This is a genomic window from Aurantibacter sp. (genome assembly GCF_042094015.1).
GTDB lineage: Bacteria > Bacteroidota > Bacteroidia > Flavobacteriales > Flavobacteriaceae > Aurantibacter.
Genome location: NZ_JBELDZ010000012.1, coordinates 30,971 through 43,509, shown reverse-complemented (window position 1 = coordinate 43,509; position 12,539 = coordinate 30,971). Strand labels below are relative to the sequence as shown.

Below are 12,539 nucleotides of genomic sequence, written 5' to 3'. Positions count from 1 at the left end.
TCTGTATACTAAAAAAGCAACCCTAATATTAGGGTTGCTTTTTTAGTATACAGATTTAATTTTAGCAGCTATTTTTTCTGGGGATAATCCAATAAGATTCTGTAACTCTTCATTAGTTCCATGTTCAATAAAATCATCTGGGATTCCTAGTGAATGAATTATGTTTTTGTAATTGTTTTTACTCGCAAAAGAACTAATAGAAGTTGCTAATCCTCCAATTATTGAATTATCTTCTATAGTGATAATACTTTTAAAATCTTTAAATATTAGATGAAGTATGTCTTCGTCTAGAGGCTTTAAAAACTTTATGTCAAAATGCGCAATTTCAGATTGTCTGTTAGTTAAAATAATTGCATCATTCACATTTTTAGCAATTGTACCAATAGAGATTACAGCTATTTTGGAGCCTTTAGTTAGTTGTTCTCCTTTTCCAATGTGAATAGATTTGAAAGGCTGTTTCCAATCTAAAATCCTGCCTCTACCTCTTGGATATCTTATAGCAATTGGTTGGTTTAAACCTAATTGAGCTGTGTAGATTATATTTCTTAATTCAATCTCATCTCTAGGAGCAAAAATTATTAAGTTTGGAATACAATTAAGATAACTTAAATCGAATGCACCATGGTGTGTTGGTCCATCTTCACCTACCAATCCAGCACGATCAACACAGAAAATTACTGGTAGTTTTTGTAAAGCTACATCGTGAATAATCTGATCGAATGCACGTTGTAAAAAGGTAGAATAAATAGTACAAAAAGGAATTAAACCTTGAGAAGCCATTCCAGCAGATAAAGTAACAGCATGTTGCTCTGCAATTCCAACATCGAAAGCACGATTTGGAAAAGCATCCATCATATATTTTAAGGAGCTTCCAGTAGGCATTGCAGGAGTAATACCTACTATTTTTTCATTATGGTTAGCTAGCTCTAAAAGTGTTAATCCAAATACATCCTGAAATTTAGGCGGTAATTTTGCTGAGTTTTTTTTATCAATATCACCTGTTTTTGGATTGAACTTACCAGGAGCGTGATATGTAATTTGATTTTCTTCTGCTTGTTTTAATCCTTTTCCTTTTGTAGTAACTATATGAAGGAATTTAGGGCCTTTAATTTTTTTTAGTTTTTTTAAAGTAGAAATAACTAATTTTAAATTATGACCATCAATAGGACCAAAATATTTAAAATTAAGAGCTTCAAATATATTGTCTCTATCTGAACATTTATTTTTTACGTTAGTAAGATATTCTTTAAGCGCTCCAACACTTGGGTCTATACCGATAGCATTATCATTAAGTATTACAGTAATATTATTATCTGTTGCTCCAGCATGGTTTAAAGCTTCAAAAGCCATTCCGCTAGCAATAGATGCATCTCCAATTATTGCAATATGTTCTTTGATTTCTTTTTTTATTCTTGAAGCTATAGCCATTCCTAAAATGGCAGATATTGAGGTAGAAGAATGTCCAGTACCAAAGCTATCGTATTCTGATTCACTTATTTTAGGAAAACCACTAATACCACCAAACTGTCTGTTGGTATTAAAAATAGATTTTCTACCGGTTAAAATTTTATGAACATAGGCTTGATGGCCAACATCCCATAAAAGTATATCTTTAGGTGTATTATAGACATAGTGGAGCGCAATAGTAAGTTCTATTACACCTAAACTAGAACCTAAATGTCCAGTTTTTGTTGCAACAATATTTATTATAAAATGCCTAAGCTCTTTACTGAGTTGTATTAATTCTTCAGAATTACATTTTTTTAAATCCGAAGGAAATTCAATGGTATTTAAAATTTTGTAATTCATATTTTAAGTAATAGAATTTCTAATTATGTAATTTCTACATAAAAGTCTCTGCTTTTTCTACCATGTTTTTACTGCCACAGAAAAAAGGAACGCGCTCATGTAATTCTGTTGGTTTAATATCCATAATTCTCTGTTTTCCATTACTAGCTTTTCCGTTGGCTTGCTCTGCAATAAAAGCCATTGGGTTACATTCATAAAGCAATCTAAGTTTTCCGTTTTTATCTTTAGATGTTTGTGGATAAAAATAGATTCCACCTTTAATCATATTTCTATGAAAATCTGAAACTAAGCTACCAATATATCTAGATGTATATGGCCTATCTCCTTCTTCTTCTTGACAATATTTAATGTAATTTTTTACTCCTTGTGGAAAATGTGTATAATTACCTTCGTTTACAGAATAAATATTTCCATTTTCAGGAAACTCCATATTTGGGTGAGATAAATAGAACGTTCCAATTGCAGGATTTAAGGTAAATCCATTTACGCCATGTCCTGTAGTGTAAACAATCATAGTAGAAGTTCCATAAACCACATAACCAGCAGCAACTTGTTCGCTTCCTTTTTGTAAAAAATCATTTATTGTTACAGGTGTTCCAACTGGAGTAACTCTTCTATAAATAGAAAATATTGTTCCTACTGATACGTTTACATCTATATTGCTAGACCCATCCAATGGATCAATTAAAACTACATATTTATTTTGGTTATTTTTATCCTGACTGTTTATAGAAATAAAATCGTCCTCTTCCTCGCTTGCTATTCCACAAACTATATTTCGTTTTGTAAGAGTTTGAATAAATTTTTCGTTGGCATAGACGTCTAGTTTTTGCTGATCTTCGCCTTGAATATTAGTGTCTCCAGCATTTCCAATAATATCTACTAATCCTGCCTTATTAACTTCATGATTAACAACTTTTGCCGCTAAACGAATTGAATTAATTAAACGAGATAATTCTCCAGAAGTATATTTAAAAGATGATTGATTTTCTATAATAAATTCACCTAAGGTTTTTGGAGTAGAAGTCATAAATATTAATATTTCTTACAAATATCGTATAAATTTTGGCTTACTATATTGTTTTCATGAAATAATCTGTTTAAGAAACACTAACTTTAAATTATATTTGAAAAATTAAAGTACAACACATGGATTTTGAAATTAGAATGGCTTCTAAAAATGATATGCCTCAAGTTTTGGATTTAATTCAAGAATTAGCAGAATTTGAAAAAGAACCTAATGCCGTTTTTGTTTCTGTAGAAGAGTTACAACATAACGGATTTGGAGCTAATCCTATTTTTAAATGTTTTGTAGCAACATATAAAAAAAATATAATTGGAATTGCTTTAACTTATATTAGATACTCTACATGGAAAGGGAAAACACTTCATTTAGAAGATTTAGTTGTAAAAGAGGCGTATAGAGGTTCTGGTTTAGGTTCTAAATTATTAGATGAAGTTGTTAAATTAGGAAAACAATTAAAAGTAAGACGTGTAAGTTGGGAAGTTTTAGACTGGAATGCACCAGCAATTAATTTTTATAAAAGCAGAGGTGCTAAAATTTTAGAAGATTGGCATTTAGTGCAATTAGATGAACAAGGAATACAGAAATATTTAGAGAAGCTGTAGTTATGAGAATTTTTAAATTTGGTGGAGCTTCTGTAAAAGATGCAAATGGTATTAAGAATTTAGTTAAAGTGTTGCAATATGCGGGATATAAAAACACGTTAATTGTTGTTTCTGCAATGGGTAAAACCACTAATGATTTAGAACAAGTTATAGATTCTTATTTTAATAATAAAGTAGAATTATCTGCTGCTATTACTAAAGTAGAAAATTACCATTATTCAATTTTGTTAGATTTATTTAAAACAGATTCTCATGATGTTTTTAAAACAGTCAAATCTATTTTTAAAGATTTAAATCTATTTTTAAAAACTAACAAATCTCCCGACTATAATTTTGTTTATGATCAAATTATTGGATTTGGAGAGTTATTATCTACAAAGGTAATTAGCACTTATTTAAATACAGTTGATATAAATAATATATGGTTAGATGTTAGGTCGCTAATAAAAACAGATAATTATTATAGAAAAGCAAATGTTAATTGGGGAAAAACACAAGAACAAATTAAAACTGCAATTTCTAAAAACACATTATATATAACACAAGGGTTTTTAGGAAGCGATGCCAATAATTTCACTACTACTTTAGGTCGAGAAGGAAGCGATTACACTGCGGCCATTTTTGGGTACACATTAAATGCAGAAAGTGTAACAATCTGGAAAGATGTGCCAGGCGTTTTAAACGCAGATCCTAGATATTTTGAACAAACTAAACTGTTAGAAAACATATCTTATACAGAAGCTATTGAATTAGCTTTTTATGGTGCATCTGTAATACATCCAAAAACACTTCAACCACTACAACAAAAAGAAATTCCGTTACACGTAAAGTCTTTTTTAAATCCAGAAAACAATGGAACTATTGTAAATAAAACACAAGTAATATCTCCTTTAATGCCTTGTTTTATTTTAAAGAGGAATCAAATTTTAATTTCAATATCTACAATAGATTTTTCTTATATAGTTGAAGAAAATATTAGTGAAATTTTTACGTTATTAGCAACATATAAAATGAAAGTTGATGTTATTCAAAACTCAGCTATTAGTTTCTCAGTTTGCGTAGAAAATGTTTTTAATAATCTAGAGGCATTATTATTACACTTAAAAGCCAAATTTAAAGTAACTTGTCATCCAAATGTCAATTTATATACCATTCGTCATTTTAATGAGAATGTTATAAAAGATTTAGAATTAAATAAAAAGGTTTTATTGAAACAACAATTTCAAGAGACTGTACAAATTGTGACCAAATAAAGAACCAATGGGATTAGTATCAGCTAAAGAAGTTGCAAAAGCCATAAATCTAGGTAAATACGGATTTATAGGTACTTTCGTAGGTTGGTTACTTATGAAGGTTTTAAAAATATCTACATTAAATAAAGTCTACAACAAACATAAACACTTAAAAAACCTTACTTTTTTGAATAGTTTGTTGGATGAGTTTGAAATTAAATTTGAAATTCCAGACGAAGACTTAAAACGTTTACCAAAAGATGGAGCTTATGTTACAATTTCTAATCATCCGTTAGGAGGAATTGATGGCATATTGTTATTAAAATTAATGCTAGAACAACGAGAAGACTTTAAAATAATAGCTAATTTTTTATTACATAGAATAGAGCCTTTAAAGCCTTATATAATGCCGGTAAATCCTTTTGAAGAACATAAGGATGCAAAATCTAGTATTACAGGTTTTAAAAACGCAATTTTACATTTAAGAAATGGACATCCATTAGGGATTTTTCCAGCCGGAGAAGTATCAACTTATCGCGACGGAAAATTAGTAGTTGATAAACCTTGGGAAGAAGCCGCAATGAAATTAGTTCAAAAAGCAAAAGTTCCCGTAGTACCTATATACTTTCACGCTAAAAACAGTTCTCTTTTTTACAAGTTATCTAAAATCAGTGATATATTTAGAACAGCAAAAATACCTTCTGAACTTTTAACTCAAAAAAGGCGTGTTATTAAGGTTAGAATAGGGAAACCTATTTCTGTTAAGGCTCAAGATGAACATGGGAAACTAGCAGATTTTACAGAGTTTTTACGTAAAAAAACATACATGTTAGCTAATGCTTTTGAGCCTAAAGAAAAAATTATTTCCACACTATCACAAAGTTTAAAAACAGTAAAACCGCCTAAAAAAATTGTAACTCCAGTAAAAACGGAGGATATGATTAAAGAGGTAGAATTGTTAAAACAAAAAGATTGTAAATTACTAACAAGTAAAAATTACGATGTTTATTTAGCAGCAGCAGATGATATTCCCAAGATATTACATGAAATTGGTCGTTTACGTGAAATCACCTTTCGCGAGGTTGGAGAAGGAACAAACGAGGCAATAGATTTAGATAAGTTTGATAGTTATTATCACCATATGTTTTTATGGGACAACCAAGCTAATAAATTAGCTGGAGCATACAGAATGGGTTTAGGTGCTCAAATATTTAAACGTTTTGGAATAGATGGTTTTTATTTACAAGATTTATTTAGGTTTGAGCCAGAACTGTATAAAATGATGAGTGAGTCTTTAGAACTTGGTCGTGCATTTATTACTAAAGAATATCAGCAAAAACCAATGCCTTTATTTTTAATGTGGAAAGGTATTGTACACACTACATTACGTTATCCAGAACATAAATATTTAATTGGAGGCGTAAGTATAAGTAATCAGTTCTCTAATTTTTCTAAATCGTTAATGATTGAGTTTATGAAATCTCATTATTATGATCCATACATAGCACAATACGTTCATCCTAAAAAAGAATTTAAAGTTAAACTTAACGATGCAGATAAAGATTTTGTTTTTGATGCAACAGAAGCCGATTTAAATAAATTTGATAAAGTTATAGACGAAATAGAGCCAGGCGCATTAAGATTGCCTGTACTTCTTAAAAAGTATATTAAACAAAACTGTAGATTAGTTGGGTTTAATGTAGATCCATTATTTAATAATGCTGTAGACGGCTTAATGTATATTAAAGTAACAGACTTGCCAGAAAGTACAGTAAGACCAGTTATGGAAGAGTTTCAAGCGGAATTAGAGCGTAAATTTTCAGGGCAAAGTGAAGACTAGAGTTTTTGTATTTTTTTTAATTTTATTAAGTCAGTTTATTCAATCTCAGACCTATCAAGGTAAAGTTTTAGATGCAATTACAAGTGAGCCTTTAGAAACAGTTTCTGTATATTTTGATGGTACTACTATTGGAACAATAACAAATAGTGAAGGTTTTTTTTCGATAGAACTTCCAGATAATAAAAACACTAAAAGTTTATTAGTTATTAGTTTTGTGGGATACCAAACCCTAACTATAAATAGTACTTCTCTTAAACAAAATACTACATATAATTTAATTGAAAAAGAAACATCTTTAGATGAAGTTGTCTTATTTGATGATTGGTCTAGACAGAAAAAATTAAATATTTTTAGAAGACAATTTTTAGGTTCTGATAAAGCCACTTTAAAATGTGAAATTAAGAATGAAGATGTTATAAAACTAGTATATAGTAAATCTAACAATCAATTATATGCATCTACAAACGAACCAATAATTATTATAAATAAAGCTTTAGGATATAAAGTTTATTATGATTTAGTTGATTTTGAAGTAACATTTACAAACTGTTTAAATTGTTTTCGAGGCGTAAAAACTGTTTTTTATTCAGGAACTTCAAGGTTTGAAGAGCTTAGTGTTAAAAAAGTGAAATCTAAATATATAAAAGCAAGAGAGAAAAGTTATTTTGGATCGTTACTTCACTTTATGAGAGTATTATCTACAAATGAAACAGATAAATTTGGTTTTAAGTTTTTTATAAAAGCACCTGCAAGAGATTCTGAATTATATTTTAATACTAATGTAGAAACTGTTTTTGAAATTATAAAAAATGAAGATCTGGTTAAGGTTAAATTACTTCAAGAGAATAAAGTAGTGATTAGGTATAATATAATTGAGCAGTCCGCATTATTAATACAAGATGAAGATAAAACGTTTTTTATAGACGATTTTGGAATACATTCTCCTGTAGATAAAATTATTTTTGGAGGTAGATTTGGTAACAGTAGATTGTCTACAATGTTACCAAATAACTACTATCCTAACTAAGTCTTATAATAGAAAAGTTTAAAACCAGGCTTTTTTTCCTACTTGGTAGGTATTGTAAAACTCTTCATCTGATTTTGTTAAATATATAATGCCTTCAATTAATCCAATTAGTCCAGATAACGCAGAAGTTATTCCACAAGTTAAAAAGCCTAAAATGCATAAAATCACTAAAATTATACCTTCTTTGTTATAACCTAAAACAAACTTGTGAATTCCTAATCCACCAAATAAAATTCCTAAAACACCTGTTAAAACTTTTTTGTTTTCGGTAGAATTAAATGTTTCTTGTGCGCTTTTAGAAAACTCACTAGCTGATTCTTTTGCTTCGTTAGCAAATTCTGTAGCTTTATTTGCCGCTTTTTTTGCAGATTCTTTTGCATCTCCTAACATATCGTTAAGATCATCGCTTAAATTCTTATTATCGTTTGACATTTTGTTGTTTTTTATTTGTTTAAAAGTAAAGAATTTTATTTAAAAACTTTATCTATTGGTTCCCAAAGTTCTATTTTATTGCCTTCATTATCTAAAATCCATCCAAACTTACCGTAATCATATTCTTCCATTTTCCCCACAATAGTTACACCTTCATTCTTTAGTGTTTCTAATAGTTCTACTAAATTCTCTACACGATAATTAAACATAAATTCTTTTTTAGAAGGCTCAAAATATGTTGTGTCATCTTTAAAAGGGCTCCATTGTGTAGAGCAATCTTTGTCTTCTTTATCTTTCCACCAAAAGGTAGAGCCATAATCGTCTGTATTAAAACCTAAATGTTTGTTATACCATTCTTTTGATGCTTTTGGATCTTCGCTCTTAAAAAATAGTCCACCAATTCCTGTTACTCTTTTTTTCATAATGTATTATTTTTTTAAGGTCTTTTCATAAGTTTCAATCCAATCTTGAATAGATAGTTTTTGGCACAATTCAACTATCAATTCAAATGGGATTTCTTCTGGCTTTTTAAATCTAATACAACTTTTCCCCATATCTGGTTTGCGTTTGCAGTGTTTTGGGTATTCTGTAATAAACCAATCGTGAATTTCTGGAATAGCATAAATACCAGAATGATATAAATTTATTGAGTTTTTCTGAGATGCAAAACTCATAAATGGCAATGGCATTTCTGGATTACAATGGTAGCCGTCTGGATAAATACTATGAGGAACAACATAACCAATCATTCCGTATTGCATACATTCTTGGAAACCTTTTGGCAAGTTATTTTTTATAGTATTACGAAGCTTATTTAAAAAGAATTGTCTTTCTTGAGGCGCTTCTTTTATATAATCTTCTGGAGACGTTGCTTTAGATGTCATTTTGCTAGTTTTTAATAGCTATAAAGTTAACAAAATTCTGCTTTAATTTTATCTACTATAGTTTGTGCTAGTTTTTCTTTACTTTCTGAAGTCCAACCTGCAACATGAGGGGATAATAAGATGTTTTCTGCTTCTATTAAATATTTGAAAGCTTCTGGTATTTTATTAGTAACAAACAGGTTTTCAAACGAAGCTTGTTCATATTCTAAAACATCTAATCCTGCACCAAGAATTTTTTCTTTTTTTAAGGCCGAAACTAAATCTTTAGTTACTACACTTTTTCCACGAGCTGTATTTATTAACCAGAATGGTTTTTTAAATCCGTTAATAAAATCTTGATTTACCATATTTATGGTTAATTCAGTTTGTGGAGTATGTAGGCTTAAAATATCAACTTTTTCTTGCAGTTCTTTTAAAGAAACTTGTTTACAGTTAACATCGCTCATATTTGACTTTAAATCGTAACACAAAACCTCTACGTCGAAACCTCTTAGTTTTTTAGCAAAAGCTTTTCCCATATTGCCATAACCAATTAAACCGACTGTTTTTCCGTCTAATTCTATACCACGATTATTTTCGCGTAACCATTTTCCATTTCTAATTTCTTTATCTGCTTTATTAAGCTTGTTGAATAAACTTAATAACATTGCTAAACTGTGTTCTCCTACAGCATTACGATTTCCTTCTGGTGCAGCAATAAGTTTTATACCTTTAGACTCTGCATACTCACAATCTATATTCTCTAATCCTGCTCCAACACGACCAATAAACTTTAAGTTGATTGCTGCATCTAAAAAATCTTTATCTATACTAAAACGACTTCTTATAATTACACCTTGATAATTCTGAATTTTATTTAAAATAGCTTCTTTAGTTGAGGTATAATCTGTATGATTTGTAAACCCTAATGTATTTAATTGCTTTAGCATTAAATCGTGATTAGAATCTATATGAAGGATTTTCATTATTTAATTGAAATGTTTTGAAGGATAAATGTAGTTAAAAAAGTAACAGCTTTAAAACTAGTTGTTTTATGGCTGTGTTTTAGATGCCTAAAATTAATTTAGCAATCCAAAAGTAAAGAAGAATCCCTAAAATATCGTTACTTGTTGTAATAAATGGACCTGTTGCTATTGCAGGATCAATACCTCGTTTATTTAGAAAGAATGGTACAAATGTACCAATTAAACCAGCTATTATAATAACAGCAACTAAAGAGACAGATATAGCAATTGCTTTATCTATTTCTTTAATGTAAATCCAAACAAATAAAAATAAAAATACAGCTAAAATAATCCCATTTAAGGCTGCTAAAAGCATTTCTTTAATTAATCTACTATTTACACTTCCACGCACATCGTCATTAGCTAAACCTTGAACTATAATGGCACTAGATTGTACACCAACATTTCCTGCCATAGCAGCAATTAGTGGCGTGAAGAAAAATAATATAGCATATTGACTAAAAGATTCTTGAAAACCTTCCATAATTATAAAAGCACCAATTCCACCTAAAAGCCCTAAAAACAGCCAAGGTAATCGTGCTCTTGTTAATTCTAAAATACTATCATCTGCTTCTACATCTTGAGAAATACCAGCTGCTAGTTGGTAATCTTTATCAGCTTCTTCTTTTATAACATCTACAATATCATCAATGGTAATACGACCTAAAAGTGTTTTGTGGTTATCTACAACAGGAATAGCTTCTAAATCATATTTAGCCATTACTTTTGCAACGTCTTCGACATCATCTATTACGTTTACGCTATCTACGTTTGAGATGAATATTTCGGCAATTTTCTGCTCGCTTTTGGCTATAATTAAATCTTTTAAAGATAATCTACCTATTAAGCGCTCTTGTTTATCTACTACGTAAATGGAATGTACGCGTTTTACTTCTTGTGCTTGTCCACGAATTTTACGTAAGCAACCTGCAACTGTCCAAGTTTCGTAGACTTTTACTAATTCTTTTGCCATAAGTCCACCAGCAACATTATCATCATAAGTTAAAAGCTCTTCAATTTCGGCTTTATGCTCTTCATCTTCAATTTTATTTATGACTTGTTCTTGGCGTTCTTCAGATAGTTCGGCTAAAATATCAGCAGCATCATCTGTATCTAACTCTTCTATTTCTTCCGCAATTTCTTTTGCAGATAATCTTTCTAAAACTTTTTCACGAATGTCTTCATCTAATTCCATTAAGATATCCGAAGTTGTTTCAGAATCTAATAGTTTTATAATATAAATAGCATCGTCTAAGTTGGTTTCGTCTAAGATTTCTGCAATATCTGCGTAATGAAAATCAGACAATACTTCCTGAAGCGCTTTATCGTTTTTTGCAGCAACTAATGCTACAACTTGATTGATAAGCTCATCGGTTAATTGAAATTGTATGTTTTGATTTTCTGTAGTCACGATTTATGCTTGTTCTTGTAAATCTTTTTCTATAATAACGGTTAAGTCTATAAAGTCTTGAACGCTTAATTGTTCTGGACGCTTTGCAAATATAGTATCTTCTCTTAAATTATCTGATAATTCCAATGGTTTTAAACTGTTTCTTAGTGTTTTTCTTCTATGCATAAATGCAGATTTTACAACTCTAAAAAATAATTTTTCGCTACACGGCAAACTATAATCTTGTTTACGAGTTAAGCGTAGCACACCAGAATCTACTTTTGGTGGCGGATTAAAAACTTCTGGCGGCACAGTAAATAAATATTCGGCATCATAAAAAGCTTGAGCTAAAACCGATAAAATACCGTAAACTTTAGAACCTTCTTTACTACAAATACGTTGTGCTACTTCTTTTTGAAACATTCCAGAAAATTCAGGAATTTGTTGTCTTAATTCTAAAGTTTTAAATACAATTTGAGTTGAAATATTGTAAGGGAAATTCCCGCTTATTGCAAATTGTTCGTCGTTAAAAGTTTTAGAGACATCATACTTTAAAAAGTCTTCTTCAAGAATTCTTGAAGATAAGTTTAAGTAATTAGCTTTTAGGTAATCTACACTTTCTGTATCAATTTCTACAACATAGGTTGTAAAGTTTTTATTGTCTAATAAATATTTGGTTAAAACTCCCATTCCTGGGCCAATTTCTAAAACGTTTTTATAACCCTTTCCTGTTAAAGCTTCCGCAATACGTTGTGCTACAGTTTCGTCTTCTAAAAAATGTTGCCCAAGAAATTTTTTAGCTCTCACAGAATTTGGGTCGTGAGGCTTTTTAGTGTTCTTTTTAAATGTCTTCTTTGCCATTTCTTAAACCTTTAAATGGTTTTTTTAGATGAATTAAGATTTACTTAAAATCTACATTATATTCATCTACAACTTCTAGTTCTGTTCTAAAAGCTAACATTTTATCTGCAAAACGTTTTAATCCATCTGCTTTTAATCTATCTGCATCTTCTTTGTAGTAAGCATCTAAAGCTTCTCTAGAATAAGATCTGTATTGAATAGAATAAGTTTGTCCGCCTAAATCTTCTTCAACTAATACTTTAGTCATTGTGGCTTTTAAGAATTTACCAGTTCCTAAAACTTGTGGAATATGTTCTTTAATCCAGATTAACCACTCGTCATGAGCTTCGTCTGCAATATTTACCGTAACATTATATATAATTTGCATATGTAGTATTAAAAAGAATTATAATTGATGATGACTAATTACAAAGGTAAGCTTATTTTTTAGT

13 protein-coding genes are annotated in these 12,539 nt (G+C 29.7%); 4 read left to right on the top strand and 9 right to left on the bottom strand.

Annotated features, from left to right (window positions below; all coding sequences use genetic code 11):
- Window positions 1-42 precede the first annotated feature (42 nt).
- Together dxs and fbp are read right to left on the bottom strand one after the other, a co-directional pair.
- A complete protein-coding gene (dxs, locus tag ACFDSN_RS03340; RefSeq protein ID WP_375238409.1) occupies window positions 43-1,809 on the bottom strand; it encodes a 1-deoxy-D-xylulose-5-phosphate synthase in 1,767 nt (588 codons plus the stop codon).
- Between the two features lie 34 nt (window positions 1,810-1,843).
- Entirely contained in the window at window positions 1,844-2,839 is a 996-nt protein-coding gene (gene fbp, locus ACFDSN_RS03335; protein ID WP_375238408.1) for a class 1 fructose-bisphosphatase, read from the bottom strand.
- Window positions 2,840-2,958: 119 nt separating this feature from the next.
- Here fbp and ACFDSN_RS03330 point away from each other — a divergent pair, with 119 nt between their 5' ends.
- From ACFDSN_RS03330 to ACFDSN_RS03315, 4 genes are read left to right on the top strand one after another with little or no spacing between them, the layout of a single operon-like run.
- A complete protein-coding gene (locus ACFDSN_RS03330; RefSeq protein WP_375238407.1) occupies window positions 2,959-3,438 on the top strand; it encodes a GNAT family N-acetyltransferase in 480 nt (159 codons plus the stop codon).
- A 2-nt stretch (window positions 3,439-3,440) separates the two neighbouring features.
- Complete coding sequence (locus ACFDSN_RS03325; RefSeq protein WP_375238406.1) at window positions 3,441-4,691, top strand: aspartate kinase; 1,251 nt, start codon at window positions 3,441-3,443, stop codon at window positions 4,689-4,691.
- Window positions 4,692-4,698: 7 nt separating this feature from the next.
- Window positions 4,699-6,510 (top strand): GNAT family N-acyltransferase, encoded by a 1,812-nt coding sequence (locus ACFDSN_RS03320; RefSeq protein WP_375238405.1) that lies wholly within the window; start codon window positions 4,699-4,701, stop codon window positions 6,508-6,510.
- Window positions 6,500-7,537 carry a carboxypeptidase-like regulatory domain-containing protein gene (locus tag ACFDSN_RS03315; protein WP_375238404.1) on the top strand — a complete coding sequence of 346 codons (1,038 nt, stop codon included), beginning with the start codon at window positions 6,500-6,502 and terminating at the stop codon, window positions 7,535-7,537. The genes ACFDSN_RS03320 and ACFDSN_RS03315 overlap by 11 nt, the downstream gene beginning before the upstream one ends.
- Window positions 7,538-7,555: 18 nt before the next feature.
- Here ACFDSN_RS03315 and ACFDSN_RS03310 read toward each other — a convergent pair whose 3' ends face one another.
- From ACFDSN_RS03310 to ACFDSN_RS03280, 7 genes are all read right to left on the bottom strand, one after another.
- Complete coding sequence (locus ACFDSN_RS03310; protein ID WP_375238403.1) at window positions 7,556-7,969, bottom strand: TM2 domain-containing protein; 414 nt, start codon at window positions 7,967-7,969, stop codon at window positions 7,556-7,558.
- Between the two features lie 35 nt (window positions 7,970-8,004).
- Window positions 8,005-8,391 carry a VOC family protein gene (locus ACFDSN_RS03305; protein WP_375238402.1) on the bottom strand — a complete coding sequence of 129 codons (387 nt, stop codon included), beginning with the start codon at window positions 8,389-8,391 and terminating at the stop codon, window positions 8,005-8,007.
- A gap of 6 nt (window positions 8,392-8,397) precedes the next feature.
- A complete protein-coding gene (locus tag ACFDSN_RS03300) occupies window positions 8,398-8,853 on the bottom strand; it encodes a DUF1801 domain-containing protein (RefSeq protein ID WP_375238401.1) in 456 nt (151 codons plus the stop codon).
- A gap of 26 nt (window positions 8,854-8,879) precedes the next feature.
- Window positions 8,880-9,818 carry a 2-hydroxyacid dehydrogenase gene (locus tag ACFDSN_RS03295; protein WP_375238400.1) on the bottom strand — a complete coding sequence of 313 codons (939 nt, stop codon included), beginning with the start codon at window positions 9,816-9,818 and terminating at the stop codon, window positions 8,880-8,882.
- A 79-nt stretch (window positions 9,819-9,897) separates the two neighbouring features.
- A complete protein-coding gene (gene mgtE / locus ACFDSN_RS03290) occupies window positions 9,898-11,268 on the bottom strand; it encodes a magnesium transporter (protein ID WP_375238399.1) in 1,371 nt (456 codons plus the stop codon).
- Window positions 11,269-11,271: 3 nt separating this feature from the next.
- Window positions 11,272-12,108 (bottom strand): 16S rRNA (adenine(1518)-N(6)/adenine(1519)-N(6))-dimethyltransferase RsmA, encoded by an 837-nt coding sequence (rsmA, locus tag ACFDSN_RS03285; RefSeq protein WP_375238398.1) that lies wholly within the window; start codon window positions 12,106-12,108, stop codon window positions 11,272-11,274.
- 40 nt (window positions 12,109-12,148) lie between these two features.
- Window positions 12,149-12,475 carry a DUF4286 family protein gene (locus ACFDSN_RS03280; RefSeq protein WP_375238397.1) on the bottom strand — a complete coding sequence of 109 codons (327 nt, stop codon included), beginning with the start codon at window positions 12,473-12,475 and terminating at the stop codon, window positions 12,149-12,151.
- Window positions 12,476-12,539: the final 64 nt, after the last annotated feature.